Below are 19,935 nucleotides of genomic sequence, written 5' to 3' on the forward strand. Positions count from 1 at the left end.
CTCCCTCGCAGCCATGTCAGGAAAATGTGACGGCCACAAGGCGCATGCAAGAAAGTGGTGACCGGGAGGCGCGTATGCCCGCCCGCCTCCGCCCGCATGGCTGACGCCACTCGGTGGTGTTCGCCGACCCCGGTTCCCTGGGCCTCAGCTCTTCTGCGCCCCGGTCAGCCATTTGAAATAGGCGTCGATGGTGCGGACCATGCCGCGGCCGAGCTTCTCGCGGTGGGCCGACTTGCTCAGCAGGCTGACGTCCTGGGGACTCGACAGATAGCCCATCTCGACCAGGGCGGACGGCATGTCCGGCGCGGTCAGCACGGCGAAACCGGCCTGCCGGTGCGGCTTGTTGGGGATCAGCTTGACCTCGCGGCCGAGATGCTCCAGCGCCATGTTGGCGAAGCGCTTGGAGTGGTTCATCGTGTCGCGCTGGGCGAGGTCGATCAGGATCGAGGCCACCAGATCGTTCTCGGAGGACAGGTCCATGCCGGCCAGCGCGTCGGCCCGGTTCTCCTTGGCGGCCAGCATCTCCGCCTCGCGGTCGGACGCCCGGTCCGACAGGGTGTAGATGGACAGGCCGCGCATGTTGGCGGAGCCGATGCTGTCGGCGTGCAGCGACAGGAACAGGTCGGCGTTGACCTCCCGCGCGATGGCGACGCGGTCACGCAGGCGGATGAACACGTCCTTGTCGCGGGTCAGCCGCACCCGGTAGCGGCCGCTGCCCTCCAACTGGCGCTTCAGCTCGCGCGCCATCGCCAGCGTGATGTCCTTCTCATAGACCCCGCCGACCCCGACCGCGCCGGGATCGACGCCGCCATGGCCAGGATCGACCACGACCATCGGCTTTTCCGGAACCGGCGCCGCCCGCGGCGGGACCGGCGGCGGCAGAGCCGCGGCGACCGGCACGATGGGGTCCTTCTTCGCCGGCGGGCGGACCGCCTCGCGGCTGACCGGCGCGATCCCGGTGGTTACGGCGACCGGGGCGGAGGCGGCGAACTGCGCCGGGGTGGTGCGGGCGATGTCGAGGACGAAGCGCGGCTTGAAGCCGTCGCGCGGCGGGATGAGGTAGGACTCGACCACCCGCGCCGGCCCGTCGGTCTCCACCACCAGGCGGGAGGCCCCGCCGTCGCGTCCCCCGCCGTCGCGCCCTTCGAAGCGGTAGCGGGCGACCACGCCCTTGCCCGCCATCACCGTGTTGCCGCCCGGCCAGCTCACGTCCGGCAGATCGACGACGACGCGGTAGGGCGAGCCGTGCACCGACACGGTGAAGGGAACCGAGTCGGTGAGTTCCAGAACCAACCGCGTCTTGTCGGGATGCAGGCCGAGCCGCGCGTTCAGGACGGACACCCGCTCCTGCACCGGCGGCGGAAAGGGCAGCGCCGCGGTGGTCTGGGCCTGCGCCGGGACGCACGGCAGGGCGGCCGCCCCCAGAAGGGCGCCCAGCGCAGCGACAATCGCGAGCAATCGGGGCATCCGTTCCACCAGAAAGCACAAACCGGCAAAGCCAGCGGTCAGCTATAGCGCAGTGAAATCAAGGCGCTCAACGGTGGTTTCCGGGGGCGTGGCGGAATTGTCGGCGAGGGTGCCGTTCGTGCAACAGTGCCCCGGCACGGCCCCATCCCGGTGGAATGCCGCCGAACCGGATATGGTGGACCGCAACTTTCGCCGAATTCCACGTTGTGCATGGTTTCGTGCTTGTCTATGGTAGCCCTGCGACATACCGCGACCCACCAGCCCACTCTTCCGAGAGGTTTCTCTCCGGGGTGACTGTGGGCGTCGCCCACGGACCCCCACGGCCGAAATTTACATCATCGGGCGCGGTCCGGGGCGTGACGCTTCTGGGTTGCCGGTGGATTGGGACGAAACCTCGAAGCTGGTGCCGGCCGCAAGGCCGTAACCCGGAGGCCGAAGCCCGACCCGTCCTGGCTGCTTCGTCAGCGCCGTTCGACGGGTTAGGGGCCGGTTCCGCAGGCTTCGCTCACAACGATGACGCGCCCCGGCGGCTTGACCGTCGCGCGGGCGGCCTGGGGCGTCATGGGGATCTTGTATGGCCAAGCGCATGCTGGTGGACGCCACGCACCCGGAGGAAACCCGGGTTGCCGTGGTCAATGGGAACAGACTCGAAGACCTCGACTTCGAAATCGCCACCCGGAAGCAACTCAAGGGCAACATCTATCTTGCCAAGGTGACCCGGGTCGAGCCGTCGCTGCAGGCGGCCTTCGTGGAATATGGCGGGAACCGCCACGGCTTCCTGGCCTTCTCGGAAATCCATCCCGACTATTACCGCATCCCGATCGCCGACCGTGAGGCCCTGCTGGCCGAGGAGCGCCGGTTGGAGGAGCAGGCCGAGGCCCGCGCCGAGGCCGCCGCCGATGGCGCGGTGATGGCCGAGCCGATCCGCCCGGAGCAGGTGGAGGAGGAAATCTCCCCGATGCCCGGCTCCTACGCCGAGGCCGAGGGCGACGGTTTCGAGGGCGACATCCCGGCCTTCGCCACCGATGCCGGTTCGGACGGCGGTTCGGACGAGGCCGCGGAGTCGGACGAGGCTCCGGAAGGCGCTGCTCCGGCGGAAAGCCCGGACGTCATCGGCGGGGACGAGGTCGAGGAGGCCCACCGCCGCCGCGCCCGCCCGCTGCGCAGCTACAAGATCCAGGAGGTCATCAAGCGCCGGCAGGTCATGCTGGTCCAGGTGACCAAGGAGGAGCGCGGCAACAAGGGCGCGGCGCTGACCACCTACCTGTCGCTGCCGGGCCGCTACTGCGTGCTGATGCCCAACACGGGCCGCGGCGGCGGGATCTCCCGCAAGATCACCAACCCCGCCGACCGCAAGCGCCTGAAGGAGATCCTCTCGGACCTCGATATTCCGGAAGGCATGGCGGTCATCCTGCGCACCGCGGGGCTGGAACGTTCCAAGCAGGAAATCAAGCGCGACCTCGAATATCTGCTGCGCCTGTGGGACGACATCCGCGTCCAGACGCTGAAGTCGTCCGCGCCCTGCCTCATCTATGAGGAGGCGAACCTCATCAAGCGCTCGATCCGCGATCTCTACACCGACGACATCGACGAGATCTGGGTGGAGGGCAGCGCCGGCTTCAACACCGCGCGCGACTTCATGCGCATGATGATGCCGAGCCACACCAAGCGCGTCATGCAGTACCAGGACGACACGATTCCGCTGTTCCACCGCTATCAGGTGGAAACGCAGATCGACGCGATCCACAGCCCGGTCGTGCAGCTCCGCTCCGGCGGCTACATCGTCATCAACCCGACCGAGGCGCTGGTCTCCATCGACGTCAACTCGGGCAAGTCGACGCGCGAGCGCAACATCGAGGAAACGGCCTACAAGACCAACCTCGAAGCCGCGGACGAGGTGGCGCGCCAGCTGCGCCTGCGCGACCTCGCGGGCCTCATCGTGATCGATTTCATCGACATGGAGGAGCCCCGCAACAACGCCGCGGTGGAGCGCCGCCTGAAGGAGGCGATGAAGAACGACCGGGCGCGCATCCAGCTCGGCCGCATCTCCGCCTTCGGCCTCTTGGAGCTGTCGCGCCAGCGTCTGCGCCCGTCGCTGCTGGAAACCAACTTCGAGCGCTGCCCGCACTGCTCCGGCACCGGCGTCATCCGCTCGGTGGAATCCGCCTCGCTGCACGTGCTGCGCGCCATCGAGGAGGAGGGCATCCGCAAGCGGTCGTCGGAGATCACCGTCTTCGTGCCGACCCGCATCGCGCTCTACATCCTCAACCAGAAGCGCGGCGAGCTGACCAAGATCGAGGACCGCTACCGGTTCCGCGTCATGGTCCAGGCCGACGACACGCTGATCGCGCCGGACCTGCGGCTTGAGCGCGTGAAGGCCCGCACGCCGGAAGACGACGTGCCGCTGGTCAGCGCCGAGCGCGTCCTGGCCGAGACCGACCGCATCCTGGCCGCCGAGGCCGAGGAGGCCGAGGAAGAGGCGCCCGTCGTCGAGGCCGCCGAGGTCGCCGGGGCCGAGGTCACGGAACGCGCCGACGCCGCCGGGGAGAGCGAGGGCGACCGCCGCCGCCGCCGCCGCCGCCGCCGTGGCCGCGGGCGTGACCGCGAGGATGGCCGCGCGCCGTTCGGCGAGTCCGCCGAAGCCTCCGACGAGACGACCGAGGGCGACGAGGTCGAAGCCGAGGCCGCCGACACCGACGCCGACGAGACGGCGGTCGACGAGGAAGCGATCGAGCGTGCCCAGATCGACGCTCCGGAGTTTGTCATCAACGACGTCGATGTCGGCCCCGCCCACATCGAGGACGACGAGGACGAGGACGCCGACTTGGCCGCCTCCGAAGCGGACGACGGCGCCGATGCGTTCGAGACGAACGGCGACGCCAATGGCGAGCGCAAGAAGCGCCGCCGCGGCAAGCGCGGTGGTCGCCGGCGGTCCCGCCAGCGTGAGGGCCTGGAGGCCGGCGAGGGTCTGCCCGCCGCCGAATCGGAAGATGGCGTCGAGGGCGAGGCGGAAGCCGAGTCCTTCCCGACCGCCGCCGAGGCCGGCCGCGCCGTCAACCCGCCGGAACTGCCAGCGGACATGGAGCCGGTCGAGTTCGACTGGGTCCTGACCAGCGCGGTGGCCGAAGACAACGCCGCCGAGGCCGCTCCGGAAACCGCGGCGGACACCGCCGCGGAGGGTCCGTCCGCCGAGGAGGCCGCCCCGGTGGCCGAGGAGGCTCCGGCCCGCAAGCCGCGCCGTGGCCGCGCCAAGGCGACCGCCGCCGAGGCCGCCGAAGTGGTGACCGCGGAGCCGGAAGCGGCCCCTGCCAAGCCGAAGCGCGCCGCGAAGGGCACTAAGGCTGCCGCGAAGGCCGCCGCTCCGGAGGAAACCGCTCCGCCGCCGGCCAAGCCGTCGCGCAGCCGCAAGGCGAAGACCGCCCTTGCCGAGGCGGCACCCGCCCCGGCGCCGGTTGCGGCCCCGGTCGCCGAGGAGGCGAAGAAGCGCCCGGCGCGCAAGCGCAAGACCGCGGCGGAAGCCCCTGCCGAGGCGGCACCCGCCCCGGCCCCGGTTGCGGACCCGGTCGCCGAGGAGGCGAAGAAGCGCCCGGTGCGCAAGCGCAAGACCATGGCGGATGCTCCCGCCGAGGCGGCGCCCGCTCCGGCGGTCAGCGAGGCGCCGGCGGCCCCGGCCGACGCGCCGGCTAATGAGCCGGCCAGCGCCAGCGCCGCTCCGGGGGCCAAGCCGCGCCGGGGTTGGTGGAGCCGCTAAGCGCGTTTCATCACCGTAAAGACTGGAAAAGGCGCCTCGCGGCGCCTTTTCCTTTTCCTGAGAACCGCGAAGGGTCCCGACCATGAGCAAGGCCTTCACCCGGGAGAACGACTCCGCCCCCGACGACGACGAGGCCGACGATCCCAAGCCCTTGCCCAAGGGCGTGAAGAACTACATGACGCCCGAAGGCTTCCAGCGCATGCAGGAGGAGTTGCGCTCCCTGCTGCGCGTCGAGCGCCCGAAGGTGGTCGAGGTGGTGTCCTGGGCAGCCGGCAACGGCGACCGTTCGGAAAACGGCGACTACATCTATGGCAAGAAGCGCCTGCGCGAGATCGACCGGCGCATCCGCTTCCTGACCAAGCGCCTGGAATCGGCGGAGGTGGTCGATCCCACACTCCAGAAGAACCGCGACCGCGTGTTCTTCGGCGCCACCGTCACCTACACGCGAGGGGACGGGACGGAGAACACCATCACCATCGTCGGCGCCGACGAGGTGGACATGGACCGCGCCCATGTGAGCTGGATTTCGCCGATCGCCCGCGCCCTGCTGAAGGCGCAGGAGGGCGACGTGGTGGACCTGCGCACCCCCGCCGGGCTGGAGCAGATCGAGGTCATCGCCATCCGCTACCCGGGCGATACGGCGTAAGGAAGGCTGGGGCTACAGAAGCCCCAGCTCCTCCATTTCGGCGCGCAGGCTGGCGGCGCCGGAAAAACGGTGCGCCGTCATGCCGACGAGGCGGGCGGCCTCGACGTTGGCCGGGCTGTCGTCGATGAAGTAGCAGTCCGCCGCCGACAAGCCGTAGCGGTCCAGCAGGAGCTGGAAGATCGCCGGGTCCGGCTTCACCAGCTTCTCGTCGCCGGACACGATGATCCCGTCGAAGACGTTCAGGAAGTCGAAGCGCCTGCGGGTCAGCGCCAGCTTCTCCGACGAGAAGTTGGTGATGGAGTAGAGCGGCGTCCCGCGCTGCTTCAGCTCCATCAGGATCTCCGGGGTCCCGGCCATGGGGCCGGGCACCATCTCCTCCCACCGCTCGTGGTAGGCGCGGATCAGCTCGCGGCAATCGGGAAACTCGGCGGTCAGGACGGCGACCGCCTCGTCCCAGGCGCGCCCGCGGTCCTGCTCCAGGTTCCAGGCGGTGGTGCAGACGTTGTCGAGGAAGTCCTCCATCAGGTCCTCGTACCCGTCGAACAGCTCGCGGTAGAGATGCCGCGGGTCCCATTCGATGAGCACTTGGCCGATGTCGAAGACGACGGTGGTCGGCTTGGTCATCATCGATCCTCGCCCCAGCCTCAGCCCTTGCGGGCCGCGGCGACGAGGTCCTTCATCTGGTCCAGCTTGATCGCGCCGGGAACCAGCTCGTCGCCGATGACGAAGGCCGGGGTGCCGCGGATGCCCAGCTCCTCGGCCAGCGCCTGGTTGGCGGCGATGACCTTCAGCACCTCGGGGCTGTTCATGTCTTTCTTCAGCTTGTCGGTGTCCAGCCCAACCGACTTGGCCAGCCGCTGGATCACGTCGTCGTCGAGCTGGCCGCGGTGGGCCATCAGGGCGTTGTGGAATTCCAGATACTTGCCCTGCCCGCGCGACGCCAGGGCCGCCTTGGCCGCCGTCAGCGAGGCCGGGCTGAGGATCGGGAACTCCTTGAAGACGAAGCGCAGCTTGCCGTCGTCCTTGATCAGGCGCTCGGTGTCGGCCTGCACGGCCTTGCAGTAGCCGCACTGATAGTCGAAGAACTCGACCACCGTCACGTCGCCCTTGGGGTTGCCGGCCACCGGATCGGCTGGGTTCTGGAACAGCGCGGCCTTGTTGTCGGCCAGCGCCGCCTTGGCCTTCTGCTCCTCGGCCATCTTCTGTCGCTTCTGGAGCGAATCCACGGCCTCCAGGATGATTTCCGGGTTCTTCAGGATGTAGTCGCGCACGACCTCCTCGACGGCCTTGCGCTGCGCGTCGTCCATCGGGCTCTGCGCCTGGAGGGCGGGGGCCAGCAGCCCCGTCGGAAGGGCCAGCGCGGCGGCGAGCGCCAGGGCGGCGGGGCGGAAGCGGGTCATGTCGAACTCTCTCGTGGGGAGCCAAAACGGCGCGAATCGGGGCGATACTGTGGACCGGGACGGCGGGGTCAGGCAAGACGGCTGTGCACCGCGCAAACGGAGGGCGCGCGAACGGAGAAGGCTCACTTGCCGCCCGCCTGCCCGCGGATGTCCTGGGCGCGCAACCAGCCGGGGGAACCGGCGGGCAGCAGCTTCTCCGCCCGCTCCGCCTGGAAGCGGGCCATCGGCTTGTCGCCGCGGGCGAAGGCCTCCTCCGCGGTGGCGTAGGCGACCATGCCGGCGTTGCCCTTCATGCTCCAGGCTTGGGCCATCAGCCGCCACAGGAAGGCGGACTGCGCCTGGGTCTTGGAGGCGACCTGGAGGTTGCGCAGCGCCTCGTCGGCCAGCCGGCTGTCGTTCTGCTCCATCAGCGAATGGGCCAGCGAGACGCGGATGCTGCCGGCGTCCGGCTCCAGCTCGATCGCCTTGCGGTAGGGGGCGGCGGCGTCCACCGCCCGCCCGTTCTGCAGCATCAGGTCGCCCTTCATCTCGTAGAGGAAGGCGTTCTTCGGCTCCTGGGCGATCAGCGCGTCGACCAGCGGCAAGGCCTGCCGGACCTCGCCGCGCCGGAAATAGGCGTAGGCCCGGCCGTAGCGCGCCACGAAGGACGGGTCGTCCGCCTTGTAGCGGCGCAGCGCCCCGTTGGGGTCGAGATAGGCGTAGAGCTTGGCCTGGATGCGGCGGAACTCCTCGTTCCACTGCGCCGGGACCGGCTTCCTGCCGGCCCGCGACCGCTCCACGAAATTGCGCACCGTCTCGATGCGCTCGCGGGTCAGCGGGTGGGTGCGGCGGTAGCCGGCGTCGCGGTCCACCAGCAGCGGGTCGTCGGCGGCGCCCAGCTTCTCCAGGAAGGTGACCAGCCCCTCCGCCGAGATGCCCGACTGCTCCATGTAGGACAGGCCCGCCTGGTCGGCCGAGGATTCCTGGCTGCGCGAGAAGGACAGGAAGTTGCGCTCCGCCAGATGCTGGCCCAGCATGACGCCCGCCGCACCGGCCCCGGCGTTGCCCGCGGCGATGCCGCCGACGATGCCGATGCCCATGCCGATCAGCGAGGACAGGAAGGCGTTCTCCATCGCCTCCGACCCGCGGACCAGATGGCCGCCGGCGATGTGGCCGGTTTCGTGGGCGATCACGCCGATCAGCTGCCCGGCGTCCTCCAGCCCCAGCAGCAGGCCTGTGTGCAGGAAGATGTTCTGTCCGCCGGCGACGAAGGCGTTCATGGTGTTGTCGTTGACCAGGACGATGTTCACCGCGTCCGGATCGATGCCGGCGGCCTGGAAGATTGGCCGCGCCATGTCGCGGATGATATGTTCCGTCTCGGCGTCGCTCAGGAATTGCATCTCCTGGCGCCGCTGCGCGCCCGCGGGCGGCGACCACGACAGAACCATCACGGCAACCATGGCGATGACCGAAACCAGCCTGCTGGGCTTGCGCACCGTTACTTCCTCCGCACACCGGGGCACCGGGCAGCCGGTCAAGATGCCGGTCCGGGCGCCCCATTCCACCCGCCGAATCTGGCAAGGGTTGGGCGCGATTGCCATAGCCGCATCGCTGGTGGGCGGCTGCGTCAACACGAAATACCGCACGGGCGCCCCGGCCCAGAATTACGTCGCGGCGGACGAGCCGCGCGCGGCGGAGATCGGGCGCGACATCATCGCCCAGGGCGGCAAGGCCGGCGACGCCGCCACCGCGATGGCGATGGCGATGGCCGTCACCCTGCCCTCGCGCGTCGGGATGACCGGCGGCGGCGTCTGCGTGGTGTTCGACGCGGCGAAGAAGGAAACCCGAACGCTCGACTTCCTCCCCCGCCCCGCCGGCGCCGGCGGGGCGGCCCTGCCCGGCTTCCTGCGCGGCGTCTACGCGCTCCAGGCCGCCACCGGGGTGATGCGCTGGGAACAGGCGGTGGTCCCGGCCGAGCAGCTCGCCCGCTCGGTCCCGGTCAGCCGGGCGCTGGCCCGCGACCTCGCCGACTCCGCCGCCCGCCTGTCCGCCGACCCGGAGGCGCGCCGCGTCTTCCTGCCCACCGGCGCGCCGCTGGCCGAGGGCGCGCCGCTGAGCCAGCCGGAGCTGGCCGCCTCCCTGTCGCAGGTGCGCCGCAGCGGCATCGCCGCGATGTATGGCGGGCCGCTGGGCGGCGCCGTGGCCCAGGCCGCCGCCATCGACCCCGCCGCGGTGCGCGGCTTCCAGCCGCGCTGGACCGGCACCGCGGCCATTCCGCTGGGCATCGTGTCGATGCATTTCGCCCAGCTCCCCGAGACCAACAACGGCGCCGCCCTGACCGCCGCCTGGAACGCCGCCGCCGACCTGCCGTCCGACCAGCGCGCCGCCCGCGTGGCCCAGGCGCTGGGCGCCACCGGTAATGGCGCCTCCAACGGCGTCTCCAACGGCGCCTCCGCGCCCGGCGCCGGCCTCGTCGTGATCGACCATGAGGAGAACGGGGTCGCCTGCTCCTTCACCATGGGGGCGCCCTTCGGCAGCGGCCGCATGGTGCCGGGCACCGGCCTGCTCGCCGCCCGCGGGGTGGACGGCGCCGGCTTCGGCGCGCCCGGCCTGCTCACCAACGCCATCGTCGGCCGCACCCAGTTCGCCGGGGCGGCCAGCGCCGCCGGCAACGACGGCCCCGCCGCCGCGCCCGCCGCCCTGCTGACCGCCGCCCTGCCCGCCGCGCTCGACAAGGAGCCGGGCGCCGCCGTCCGGGTCAGCCGCGCCGCGAACGGGCTTGGCCGGGCCACCTTCGTCACCTGCCAGACCTCGATGGAGAGCGGCTGGAAGGAATGCCAGATCGCCGCCGACCCGCGCGCCCACGCACTGGGCATCCTGGTCGAAACCGAGCGTTGATGTTCAGAAGTCTGGAATCATGAGCAAAGCACCCAAAGTCTCCAAACGGGGCGCCATCCCGCCCTTCTTCGTCATGGAAGTGATGCGCGCCGCCGCCGAGCGCGAGGCCGCCGGCCTGGAGGTCCTGCACATGGAGGTCGGGCAGCCCTCGACCGGCGCGCCGAAGGGCGTGCTGGACGGCGCCCACCGCATGCTCGACGCCGACGTGCTGGGCTACACCGGGGCGCTGGGCATCCCGGCGCTGCGCGCGGCCATCGCCGGCTGGTACCGCGACCGCTACGGGATCGATGTGCCGGAGCGGCGCGTGGTGGTCACCACCGGCTCCTCGGGCGCCTTCCAGCTCGGCTTCCTGGCGGCCTTCGATCCCGGCGACCGGGTGGCCATGGCCTCGCCCAGCTACCCGGCCTACCGCCACACGCTGACCGCCATCGGGGTCGAGCCGGTGGAGCTGCCGACCGGTCCGGAGCACCGCTTCCAACCGACCATTGAGCTTCTGGAACAGCTCGATCCGCCCATCCAGGGGCTGATCGTCGCCAGCCCGGCCAACCCGACCGGCACGATGCTGAGCCGCGAGGAACTGACCGCGCTCGCCAACTGGTGCGACGCCAAGGGCGTGCGCCTCGTCTCCGACGAGATCTACCACGGCCTGACCTACGGGCCGGAGGCCGTCACCGCCGCTGAGGTCAGCGAGAGCGCGCTGGTGGTGAACAGCTTCTCCAAATACTTCTCGATGACCGGCTGGCGGCTGGGCTGGATGATCGTGCCGGACGACCTGATCCGCTCGGTCGAATGCCTCGCCCAGAACCTGTTCATCTCGGCTCCCAGCCTGTCGCAGGCCGCCGCGGTCGCCGCGTTCAGTTGCACCGAGGAGCTGGACGGCCATGTCGCCCGCTACGCCCGCAACCGCGAGCTTCTGCTGAGGGAGCTGCCGAAGGCCGGCTTCGACAAGCTGGCTCCGGCCGACGGCGCCTTCTACATCTACGCCGATGTGACTGAGATGACCGACGACAGCGAGGCCTTCTGCAAGCGCATCCTGGCGGAGACGGGCATCGCCTGCACCCCCGGCGTCGACTTCGACCCGGCCCGCGGCCTCCGCTTCGTGCGCTTCAGCTTCGCCGGCTCGGAGGAGACCATCGCCGAGGCGGCCCGGCGGTTGATCGCCTGGAAGAAATAAGCCGGCCTTCCAAAAGAAAAAGCCCTCCTCCGGGATGCCGGAGGAGGGCTTTTTCTTTTGGCGTCGTCAGTACGCGTATTCCTTGAACACCGGGTCCACGCTGCCGCCCCAGGGGCCGTTGAACTTCGCCAGAAGCTCGTCGGCCGGCGTCTGGCCGGACTCGGCGATGTCGAGCAGCGTGTTCAGGAAATGCGCCTCGTCGTCGCCCCAGTTGTCGTTGCGGGCGCGGCGCGCCAGACCGCCGCGGGCGATCTCCAGAACCTCAAGCGCGACCTCCCGCACCGTGCGGCCGCGGAAGGGGGTGCGCAGGGCGTGGCGCGGCACCTCGGCACGCAGATGGGCGCGCTCCTCCGTCGTCCAGCCCTTCACGAGGTCCCAGGCGGCGTCGAGCGCCTGGCTGTCGTAGAGCAGACCGACCCACAGGGCCGGCAGGGCGCACAGGCGGCGCCACGGGCCGCCGTCGGCGCCGCGCATCTCCAGATACTTCTTCAGACGCACCTCGGGGAAGGAGGTGGTCATGTGGTCGGCCCAGTCGGTGATCAGCGGGACCTCGCCCGGCAACGCCGGCAGGCGGCCCTGCATGAAGTCACGGAAGGACTGGCCGGAGGCGTCGATGTAGGTGCCGTCGCGGTAGACGAAGTACATCGGCACGTCGAGCAGGTAGTCCACGTACCGCTCGAACCCGAATCCGTCCTCGAACACGAAAGGCAGGTCGCCGGTGCGGTCGGGGTCGGTGTCGGTCCAGATGTGGCTGCGGAAGCTCTGGAAGCCGTTCGGCTTGCCTTCGGTGAAGGGCGAGTTGGCGAACAGGGCCGTGGCGATGGGCTGAAGCGCTAGGCTGACCCGGAACTTCTTCACCATGTCGGCTTCCGACGCGAAGTCCAGGTTCACCTGCACGGTGCAGGTGCGCATCATCATGTCCAGGCCGAGCTGGCCGCGCTTGGGCATGTAGTCGCCCATGATCTTGTAGCGGCCCTTGGGCATCCAGGGGATCTCGTCGCGCCGCCATTTCGGCTGGAAGCCGAGACCCATCATGGCGATGCCCAGCTCCCCGCCGATCTCCTTCACCTGATCGAGGTGACGGTGCACCTCGGCGCAGGTCTGGTGCAGGGACTCCAGCGGGGCGCCGGACAGCTCCACCTGCCCGCCCGGTTCCAGCGTGATGTTCGCCATGCCCTGGGTCAGGGCGATCAGGTTGCCCTTCTCCTCCACCGGGTCCCAGCCGAAGCGCTGCAGGCGGGTCAGCAGTTCGCGGATCCCGTCCGGCCCCTCGTAGGGCAGCGGCCGGTGGTCGGAGACGCGGTAGGCGAATTTCTCGTGTTCGGTCCCGATGCGCCACTGGTCGGCCGGCTTGTTGCCGGATTCCAGATAGGCCGCCAGCTGGCGGCGGTCGGTGATCGGTTCACCACGCGTCTGCGGAGGTGCGGACATGGAAGCTCCCGCTTTCAAAAAGTCTGAATTGGCCAACGAGTCAAATGGCCCGCCTCGGAACAGCGGCGCGTCGAGCGGCCCTTACTCCCCGACGGTGGGGTCGGCCGGCGCGCGGAAGGGCGGTCGGGTGTCGCCCCCGTCCGCCGTCCAGTCCCCCGCAAGGGCCTGCCAGCAGGCGAGCGCCGCGACCACCGCCGTGTCGGCCCGGAGAATGCGGGGCCCCAGACCGACGGGAACAACAAAGGGGAGTTTGCAAATTTCGTCAAGTTCGGTCTGCGCAAAGCCGCCCTCCGGCCCGATCAGGAAGGCGGCGGGGCCGCGCGGCCGGGCGCGGACGGCCTCCGCGATGGGGCGTACGTTCCCGGCCTCGGCGCACAGGTACAGCGTACGTTCGGCCGGCCAGCCGGCCAGCGCCTTGTCCAGCGGCAGCGGGTCGGCCATTTCCGGCACGGTCAGCCGCTCCGACTGCTCGGCGGCCTCGATGGCGTTGGCGCGCAGGCGGTCGGTGTTGACGCGGTTGGGGTCGGTGCGGCGGGTGAAGACCGGCCACAGCCGCGACACGCCCAGTTCGCTGGCCTTCTCCGCCACGAAATCGATGCGCCCGCGCTTGATCGGCGCGAACAGCAGCCAGAGGTCCGGCCCGGCCGCCTGAAGACGCCGCTGCGCGGTCACGGTGAGTGAGCACCAGCCCTTACCGAAGCCGTCGATGGCGGCCAGCCATTCGCCGTCCCGCCCGTTGAAGACGGCCACGACGTCGCCCTTGTCGAGCCGCAGGACATGGCGCAGGAAATGCGCCCGCTCGGGGTCGAGCCCCACCGCCTGCCCCTCGCCGAGGGGGCTGTCCACATAGAGGCGGGTCTTCGGTTGGTTTGACATGGCGCGAGGTCTCCGGTGTGCGGCGCCGACTATAGCGATAACACTGCGGGGCGGAAACGGCCCAGCCTTGCGGGGACCCACCCCCGCCGCTACCTTGCCCCCGGCTTCTTCCACTTCTCTTCCCGAGTCCGCCATGACCAGCCCCGCCTCCCCCGCTCCCGGCGACTTCACCGACATCCGGCGCGGCGACTGGATCGACCGCTTCGCCCCGGCGGCGGTCCGGCCCTATCTGCGGCTGGCGCGGCTGGACCGGCCCATCGGCACGTGGCTTCTGCTGTTTCCCGGCTGGTGGAGCATCGCGCTGGCCGGGTCGGGGCCGCTGCCCGACCTCTGGCTGATGGCGCTGTTCGCGATCGGCGCGGTGGTGATGCGCGGGGCCGGCTGCACGGTCAACGACATCCTCGACCGCGACTTCGACGCCATGGTGGAGCGCACGCGGACGCGGCCGATCCCCTCCGGGCAGGTGTCGGTGAAGCAGGCGCTGGCCTTCCTCGCCGCCCAGCTTCTGATCGGGTTGGCGGTGCTGGTGCAGTTCAACCCGCTCACCATCGGGCTGGGCGTGCTGTCGCTGGCGCTGGTCTTCACCTACCCGCTGATGAAGCGCATCACCTGGTGGCCGCAGGCCTTCCTGGGGCTGACCTTCAACTGGGGCGCGCTGATGGGCTGGACGGCGGTGCGCGGCGAGCTGGAATGGCCGGCGCTGGCGCTCTACGCCGCGGGGATCGTCTGGACGCTGGGCTACGACACCATCTACGCCCACCAGGACAAGGAGGACGACGCGCGAATCGGCGTGAAGTCCACCGCCCTGCGGCTGGGCGACCAGAGCAAGATCTGGATCTACGGCTTCTACACGCTGACCTTCGTGGGGATCGGCATCGCCGGGCGTCTGGCCGGGCTGGGCGGGCTGTTCCTGCCGCTGCTCTCGCTGGCCGCGCTGCAGCTGTCCTGGCAGGTGGCGACCTGGAACCCCGACGATCAGACGGATTGCCTGAAGAAATTCAAGTCGAACCGCTGGTTCGGCTGGCTGGTGCTGGCCGCCTTCCTGGCCGGAAAGATCTAGGCGGCAGGGGACTTGGGGGGAGGTTTCAGCGCGTCAGCTCGGCGACGGTGCTGTCGCCGGAGCCCGGCTTGCGCGGCGGCAGCACCGCGCGGATGCCCTCGGTGGAGGCCACCATCTCGACGCCCTTCTGGGAAGCCGGCTGGGTCGGCTTGCGGGCCGGCAGCACGGCGGTCACCACCGGCGGAGCCATCTTCGCAGCGGTGCCCTTGCCGGAGAGGGTGAGGGACGCGGTCAGCACCTGCGGCTTGCGGCCCGGAACGGCGACGGCGTGGCCCTTCAGGGAGGCTTCCATCAGGCGCGGCCCGGCGGCGGGCTTGGGCGCGGCGCGGCCCTGCGGAGCCACGGCGAAGGTGCTGCCAATGCCGTCACCCCGGGCATCGGCCTGACGGATCTCCGCCTCCTCGCCCTCCGGCAGGATGAAGCCGTAGGTGGTGTAGACGCGCAGCCCGAGCTGGTCCGACGGCTCGTGCCAGACGCGGACGGCCGACCAGTCGTTGCGCGGCGACACGTCGACCACGCGCATGTTGCGGCGCAGGCCACGGCCGTCGAGCCAGGAGTGGTCGACCTCGATGGTGCGGCGGTCGACGATGTGGCTGACCAGGGAAACGTGGCCGCGGCCCAGCCGCTGCGACCGCTTGAAGACGAGGACCGAGCCGAGCGTCGGACGCTGGTCGCGCTCATATTGTTGGTTGGCGGCGGTGTTCCACCACGTCCAGGCATCGCCCCGGATGTCGAAATCCGATATGGAGCGCACCGTGCGGACGCAATCCCCGTCCTGGGCCTGGGCTTGGGATATGGTGAACGGGCTGAGAGCGATGAACGCCGCGAACGATGCGCAGAGTGCAATCCCTTTCGACCGCATATCAGCCCCATGACCTTTGTTTTTCTCCTTTCGAACGGGTAACACGGGACAGCAGGTGTGTCTACTCCGTTTGAATTATGTAACCAAAACCGGTTGTGGATAGATCATCCATCCCCGCGCAGCTCCGGTGAGAGTCCAGTTATGAACAACTTTTCTCAAATCGACTTCATCCGCTCCAACACGGTCGTAACGCGGACTCCTTTGCTGCCCGAAATCGCGCTGCATCTGGCGACGGAAATCACGCCGTTGTGGGAGGCTACGGAGGATTCTTTGAAAGAGTCCAATGTACCGCCGCCCTATTGGGCCTTTGCTTGGCCGGGCGGTCAGGCGGTGGCGCGGCTCGTGCTCGACCGGCCGGAGCTGGTGGCGGGCAAGTCGGTGCTGGATTTCGCCGCCGGCACCGGGCTGGTCGGCATCGCCGCGATGATGGCCGGCGCGGCGCGCGTGCAGTCCTGCGACATCGACCGCTTCGCCCTGTCCGCCATTGCCCTGAACGCCGAGTCCAACGGAGTCGACGTGAAGGCGGTCAGCGCCGATCTGGTGGACCGTCCCCTGCCCGGCATCGACGTCGTCCTGGCCGGCGACGTCTGCTACGAGAAGCCGATGGCCGACCGGGTGACCGCCTGGCTGCGCGGAATAGCCGCAACCGGCACGCTGGTGCTGCTGGGCGATCCGGGCCGCGCCTATGTCCCGCTCAGCGGGATCGAGCGGGTCGCGCAGTACAGCGTCCCGACCTCCCTGGAGTTGGAAGACCGCGAGATGCGCGAGACGGTGATCTGGCGCCTGCTGCCGGAGGCCTGAGTCATGACCACGACCAAGACCAAGGCCGCCCCACGCAAGGGCGCCACCCGGATGGCCGACATCCCGCCGGAGGTGCTCGCCGACCTGAACGCGGGCCGGCGCGAGACCGCCACCCTGGCCGAGTCCCTCGCCATCGACTTCGCCGCCCTGCTGGCCGTCGCCGTTCCGGAGGCTGCGGGCGCCGTGTCCTTCAACCCGAAGGAGGGTGTGACCCGGCGCATGGCGGCGGCGGGGAGCGCGGCCGTCGAGCGCCTGGGTCTGGGTGCCGTGGAGCGGCTGGCCAACCACCCGTCCGACACGGTGCGCGGCTGGGCCTGCTATGCGCTGGCGGCGGCCCCCGGCCTGACTCTGGCGGAGCGGCTGGAGCGCATCCGCCCTCTCGCCGACGACCCGCATTTCGGCGTGCGCGAATGGGCGTGGCTGGCCCTGCGCCCGCACATCGCCGCCGCCATCGACGAGGCGCTGGCCCTCCTCACGCCGTGGACCGCCGAGCCGTCGGAGCGGCTGCGCCGCTTCGCCAGCGAGGCCACCCGGCCCCGCGGCGTCTGGTGCAGCCACATCGGCGCGCTGAAGACCGACCCGGCGCGCGGTTTGCCGGTGCTCGCCCCGCTGCGGGCGGACGGCGCGCGCTACGTCCAGGATTCGGTCGCCAACTGGCTGAACGACGCGGCGAAGAGCCAGCCCGGCTGGGTGCAGGGCCTCTGCGCCCGCTGGGAAACGGACAGCCCCGACCCGGACGCCACCCGCCGCATCGTCCGCCGCGCCCTGCGCAGCGTGCCCTGCGCCGTGTGAAGGAACCCGCGTGAGGCGGCACCTCACCCCTTGACGCGGCGCCCTCCAGGCCGATGCTAAGCGCCCTCTCTCGATCCGACCCCATCGCATCCGAACGGACCCTCGACCATGCCCTACACCTCGTTGCGCGACTTCATCGACCGGCTGGAGAAGGCTGGGCGGCTGGTGGTGGTCCGGGAGCCGGTGTCCACGGCGCTGGAGATGACCGAGATCCAGACCCGCCTGCTCGCCGAAGGCGGCCCGGCGGTGCTGTTCGAGAACGTCATCAAGGCCGATGGCACCCGCTCGGAAATGCCGGTGCTGGTCAACCTGTTCGGCACGGTGGAGCGTGTCGCCTGGGGCATGGACCGCGAGCCTCACGAGTTGCGCGGCGTCGGCGAGACGCTGGCCTTCCTCAAGCAGCCGGAGCCGCCGGGCGGCTTCCGTGAGGCGATGGAGCTGATCCCGCTCGCCAAGACCGTCCTGTCAATGAAGCCGAAGACGGTCGGCTCCGCCCCCTGCCAGGAGGTGGTGCTGACCGGCGACCAGATCGACCTCGGCCGCCTGCCGGTGCAGAGCTGCTGGCCGGGCGAGCCGGCGCCGCTGATCACCTGGCCGCTGGTCGTCACCAAGGGGCCGACCGGCAAGCGCGAGGACGACTTCAACCTCGGCATCTACCGGATGCAGGTGCTGGGGAAGAACAAGACGATCATGCGCTGGCTGAAGCACCGCGGCGGTGCGCAGCACCACCACCGCTGGCAGGCGAGCGGCAAGCGCGAGCCGCTGCCCTGCGCAGTGGTTCTGGGCGCCGATCCCGGCACCATCCTGGCCGCCGTCACGCCGGTGCCGGACACGCTGTCGGAATACCAGTTCGCCGGGCTGCTGCGCGGCAAGAAGGTCGAGCTGGTGGATTGCAAGACGGTGCCGCTGAAGGTGCCCGCCCAGGCCGAGATCATCCTGGAAGGCCATGTCAGCCTGGACGAATACGCCGACGAGGGGCCCTACGGCGACCACACCGGCTATTACAACTCGGTCGAGCCCTTTCCGGTCTTCACCGTCACGGCGATGACCATGCGGCGCAACCCGATCTACCTCTCCACCTTCACCGGCCGCCCGCCCGACGAACCGTCGGTGCTGGGCGAGGCGCTGAACGAGGTCTTCATCCCCCTGCTGACCCAGCAATTCCCGGAGATCGTGGATTTCTGGCTGCCGCCGGAAGGCTGTTCCTACCGGATCGCCGTGGTCAGCATGAAGAAGGCCTATCCCGGCCACGCCAAGCGGGTGATGATGGGCGTCTGGTCCTTCCTGCGCCAGTTCATGTACACGAAATGGGTGATCGTCGTGGACGACGACATCGACGCGCGGAACTGGAAGGACGTGATGTGGGCGATGAGCACCCGCATGGACCCGGCCCGCGACATCACGGTGATCGAGGGCACCCCCATCGACTATCTGGACTTCGCCAGCCCCGAGTCGGGCCTGGGCGGCAAGGTCGGGCTGGACGCCACCAACAAGTGGCCGCCGGAGACCAAGCGCGAATGGGGCCAGAAGATCCGCATGGACCAGGGCGTGGTCGACGAGGTGTCGCGCAAATGGGCGTCCTACGGTCTTCCGGGCAGCGGGACCCCGATCTGGAAGTGAGGCGTTAAGGGACGGTCCGCACCCTCCAGGGAACCCCCGCCATGCCCAGCGAGATCGCCCGCCCCATCGCCACCGTCCGTCTGGTCTTCCGCGACGGCGGCGAGACCGCCGGGGACCTGTCGGTGGCCGAGCGGTCGGGAGACACTCTGTTCGTGGCGTCGGATGAGGGGGCGCGGGTCGTCCGCATGATGGCCGAGGAGGGCGGCACCCTCTACCGCCAGGACGCCGCCTTTCCCCTGGCGGACGTCTTCACCCTGCCGGTGACGATCCCAGGGGAGGACGAGGCGGATATCGAAGGCATGGCCATCGCCGGCGGCTGGCTGTGGGTCACCGGCTCGCACGCGCTGGCCCGCAAGAAGCCGGAGCGCGCGGAGAACGGCACCGAAAAGGCGCTGGAGCGGCTGACCGAGGTGCGCTGCGACCCCAACCGCTTCCTGCTCGGCCGCATCCCGCTGGTCACCGAGGCGGACGGGCGGCTCACCCCGGTCCGCCGCGACGGAACGCGTGTGGCCGGCTGCCTGAAATTCCGCAAGGGTGGCAACGCGCTGACCAAGGCGCTGGCGGAGGACGAGCATCTGGCCCGCTTCGTCGCGGTTCCCGCAAAGGAGAACGGCTTCGACGTGGAGGGCATGGCCGCCCGCGGCGACCGGGTCTGGCTGGGGCTGCGCGGCCCGGTGCTGCGCGGCTGGGCCTGTATTCTGGAACTGGCGGTGGAGAATCACCCGGACGTCGAGGAACGCCTGCGGCTGCGCCCCATCGGGCCGAACGGCGAGAAGTACCGCAAGCATTTCGTCGATCTGGACGGTCTGGGCATCCGCGAACTGACCTTCGACGGCGAGGATCTGGTCATCCTGGCCGGACCGACCATGGACCTCGACGGTCCCGTCGCCGTGTGGCGCTGGACCGACGCCCTGTCCGTCACCCAGGAGACCGTCATCCCGCGCGACCGGCTGGTTCCCCTGCTGAACCTGCCCTACGGCAAGGGCGACGACCACGCGGAGGGCATCGCCTGCGTCCGCCGCGACGGCGCCCCGCCCGCCCTTCTGGTGGTCTATGACAGCCCGTCCAAGGCGCGCCGGCATGGTGCCGGAACCACCGCCGACCTGTTCGCCCTGCCCTCCCGCTACGATCCGGCCAACGCCTTCCGGGCGTGAGTCGTCGTTCTCGTCGATGCAACA

Annotated in this window: 16 protein-coding genes; 9 read left to right on the forward strand and 7 right to left on the reverse strand. The window is 70.0% G+C overall.

The genetic code is table 11. From position 1 onward, the window contains the following. Positions 1–144: 144 nt before the first annotated feature. Entirely contained in the window at positions 145–1,458 is a 1,314-nt protein-coding gene (locus ACFPMG_RS09130) for an N-acetylmuramoyl-L-alanine amidase family protein (RefSeq protein ID WP_376994846.1), read from the reverse strand. 583 nt (positions 1,459–2,041) lie between these two features. Between ACFPMG_RS09130 and ACFPMG_RS09135 the strand changes: the two genes are divergently transcribed. Together ACFPMG_RS09135 and greB are read left to right on the forward strand one after the other, a co-directional pair. Next, positions 2,042–5,218 (forward strand): Rne/Rng family ribonuclease, encoded by a 3,177-nt coding sequence (locus ACFPMG_RS09135; RefSeq protein WP_376994847.1) that lies wholly within the window; start codon positions 2,042–2,044, stop codon positions 5,216–5,218. Positions 5,219–5,300: 82 nt separating this feature from the next. Then, positions 5,301–5,864 (forward strand): transcription elongation factor GreB, encoded by a 564-nt coding sequence (gene greB, locus ACFPMG_RS09140; protein WP_376994848.1) that lies wholly within the window; start codon positions 5,301–5,303, stop codon positions 5,862–5,864. Between the two features lie 12 nt (positions 5,865–5,876). Here the strand turns inward: greB and ACFPMG_RS09145 are convergent, their stop codons facing one another. From ACFPMG_RS09145 to ACFPMG_RS09155, 3 genes are all read right to left on the reverse strand, one after another. Then, complete coding sequence (locus tag ACFPMG_RS09145) at positions 5,877–6,491, reverse strand: HAD family hydrolase (protein WP_376994849.1); 615 nt, start codon at positions 6,489–6,491, stop codon at positions 5,877–5,879. A 17-nt stretch (positions 6,492–6,508) separates the two neighbouring features. Next, positions 6,509–7,264, reverse strand: a complete 756-nt coding sequence (locus ACFPMG_RS09150) for a DsbA family protein (RefSeq protein ID WP_109067780.1) — start codon at positions 7,262–7,264, stop codon at positions 6,509–6,511. 122 nt (positions 7,265–7,386) lie between these two features. Then, positions 7,387–8,739, reverse strand: a complete 1,353-nt coding sequence (locus ACFPMG_RS09155; RefSeq protein ID WP_376994851.1) for a M48 family metalloprotease — start codon at positions 8,737–8,739, stop codon at positions 7,387–7,389. On the opposite strand from ACFPMG_RS09155, the gene ACFPMG_RS09160 reads away from it, so the two are divergent. Together ACFPMG_RS09160 and ACFPMG_RS09165 are read left to right on the forward strand one after the other, a co-directional pair. Continuing rightward, complete coding sequence (locus ACFPMG_RS09160; protein ID WP_376994852.1) at positions 8,708–10,141, forward strand: gamma-glutamyltransferase; 1,434 nt, start codon at positions 8,708–8,710, stop codon at positions 10,139–10,141. The two genes, ACFPMG_RS09155 and ACFPMG_RS09160, sit on opposite strands and share 32 nt — an antisense overlap. A gap of 19 nt (positions 10,142–10,160) precedes the next feature. Continuing rightward, on the forward strand, positions 10,161–11,315 hold the full coding sequence (locus ACFPMG_RS09165; protein ID WP_376994853.1) for a pyridoxal phosphate-dependent aminotransferase: 1,155 nt from the start codon (positions 10,161–10,163) through the stop codon (positions 11,313–11,315). A gap of 66 nt (positions 11,316–11,381) precedes the next feature. Here ACFPMG_RS09165 and ACFPMG_RS09170 read toward each other — a convergent pair whose 3' ends face one another. Beyond that, the gene (locus ACFPMG_RS09170) at positions 11,382–12,746 is read right to left on the reverse strand and encodes a glutamate--cysteine ligase (RefSeq protein WP_376994854.1); all 1,365 of its coding nucleotides are present in this window, start codon (positions 12,744–12,746) and stop codon (positions 11,382–11,384) included. Positions 12,747–12,827: 81 nt separating this feature from the next. Beyond that, entirely contained in the window at positions 12,828–13,622 is a 795-nt protein-coding gene (locus tag ACFPMG_RS09175; protein WP_376994855.1) for a 16S rRNA (uracil(1498)-N(3))-methyltransferase, read from the reverse strand. Positions 13,623–13,755: 133 nt separating this feature from the next. Here ACFPMG_RS09175 and ubiA point away from each other — a divergent pair, with 133 nt between their 5' ends. Then, positions 13,756–14,682, forward strand: a complete 927-nt coding sequence (gene ubiA / locus ACFPMG_RS09180; protein WP_376994856.1) for a 4-hydroxybenzoate octaprenyltransferase — start codon at positions 13,756–13,758, stop codon at positions 14,680–14,682. 25 nt (positions 14,683–14,707) lie between these two features. Here the strand turns inward: ubiA and ACFPMG_RS09185 are convergent, their stop codons facing one another. Continuing rightward, positions 14,708–15,436: a CHAP domain-containing protein gene (locus ACFPMG_RS09185; RefSeq protein ID WP_376994857.1), complete on the reverse strand. Its 729-nt coding sequence runs from the start codon at positions 15,434–15,436 to the stop codon at positions 14,708–14,710. A 249-nt stretch (positions 15,437–15,685) separates the two neighbouring features. On the opposite strand from ACFPMG_RS09185, the gene ACFPMG_RS09190 reads away from it, so the two are divergent. The 4 genes from ACFPMG_RS09190 (at position 15,686) to ACFPMG_RS09205 (ending at position 19,911) form a co-directional block, all read left to right on the forward strand. Next, a complete protein-coding gene (locus ACFPMG_RS09190; protein WP_035675222.1) occupies positions 15,686–16,345 on the forward strand; it encodes a class I SAM-dependent methyltransferase in 660 nt (219 codons plus the stop codon). Between the two features lie 3 nt (positions 16,346–16,348). Further along, positions 16,349–17,137: a HEAT repeat domain-containing protein gene (locus tag ACFPMG_RS09195; RefSeq protein ID WP_376994858.1), complete on the forward strand. Its 789-nt coding sequence runs from the start codon at positions 16,349–16,351 to the stop codon at positions 17,135–17,137. A 108-nt stretch (positions 17,138–17,245) separates the two neighbouring features. Continuing rightward, entirely contained in the window at positions 17,246–18,757 is a 1,512-nt protein-coding gene (locus tag ACFPMG_RS09200) for a UbiD family decarboxylase (RefSeq protein ID WP_114859023.1), read from the forward strand. A gap of 41 nt (positions 18,758–18,798) precedes the next feature. Continuing rightward, positions 18,799–19,911 (forward strand): DUF3616 domain-containing protein, encoded by a 1,113-nt coding sequence (locus ACFPMG_RS09205; RefSeq protein ID WP_376994859.1) that lies wholly within the window; start codon positions 18,799–18,801, stop codon positions 19,909–19,911. The last annotated feature ends 24 nt before the right edge of the window (positions 19,912–19,935 follow it).

The organism is Azospirillum himalayense (genome assembly GCF_042657465.1).
GTDB lineage: Bacteria > Pseudomonadota > Alphaproteobacteria > Azospirillales > Azospirillaceae > Azospirillum > Azospirillum himalayense.

Bases quoted from the DNA above. Each gene is read 5' to 3' on its own strand.
- ACFPMG_RS09135 (WP_376994847.1), top strand. From the start codon at position 2,042: ATGGCCAAGCGCATGCTGGTGGACGCCACGCACCCGGAGGAAACCCGG.
- greB (WP_376994848.1), top strand. From the start codon at position 5,301: ATGAGCAAGGCCTTCACCCGGGAGAACGACTCCGCCCCCGACGACGAC.
- ACFPMG_RS09145 (WP_376994849.1), bottom strand. From the start codon at position 6,491: ATGATGACCAAGCCGACCACCGTCGTCTTCGACATCGGCCAAGTGCTC.
- ACFPMG_RS09150 (WP_109067780.1), bottom strand. From the start codon at position 7,264: ATGACCCGCTTCCGCCCCGCCGCCCTGGCGCTCGCCGCCGCGCTGGCC.
- ACFPMG_RS09160 (WP_376994852.1), top strand. From the start codon at position 8,708: ATGACCGAAACCAGCCTGCTGGGCTTGCGCACCGTTACTTCCTCCGCA.
- ACFPMG_RS09165 (WP_376994853.1), top strand. From the start codon at position 10,161: ATGAGCAAAGCACCCAAAGTCTCCAAACGGGGCGCCATCCCGCCCTTC.
- ACFPMG_RS09170 (WP_376994854.1), bottom strand. From the start codon at position 12,746: ATGTCCGCACCTCCGCAGACGCGTGGTGAACCGATCACCGACCGCCGC.
- ACFPMG_RS09175 (WP_376994855.1), bottom strand. From the start codon at position 13,622: ATGTCAAACCAACCGAAGACCCGCCTCTATGTGGACAGCCCCCTCGGC.
- ubiA (WP_376994856.1), top strand. From the start codon at position 13,756: ATGACCAGCCCCGCCTCCCCCGCTCCCGGCGACTTCACCGACATCCGG.
- ACFPMG_RS09190 (WP_035675222.1), top strand. From the start codon at position 15,686: ATGAACAACTTTTCTCAAATCGACTTCATCCGCTCCAACACGGTCGTA.
- ACFPMG_RS09195 (WP_376994858.1), top strand. From the start codon at position 16,349: ATGACCACGACCAAGACCAAGGCCGCCCCACGCAAGGGCGCCACCCGG.
- ACFPMG_RS09200 (WP_114859023.1), top strand. From the start codon at position 17,246: ATGCCCTACACCTCGTTGCGCGACTTCATCGACCGGCTGGAGAAGGCT.
- ACFPMG_RS09205 (WP_376994859.1), top strand. From the start codon at position 18,799: ATGCCCAGCGAGATCGCCCGCCCCATCGCCACCGTCCGTCTGGTCTTC.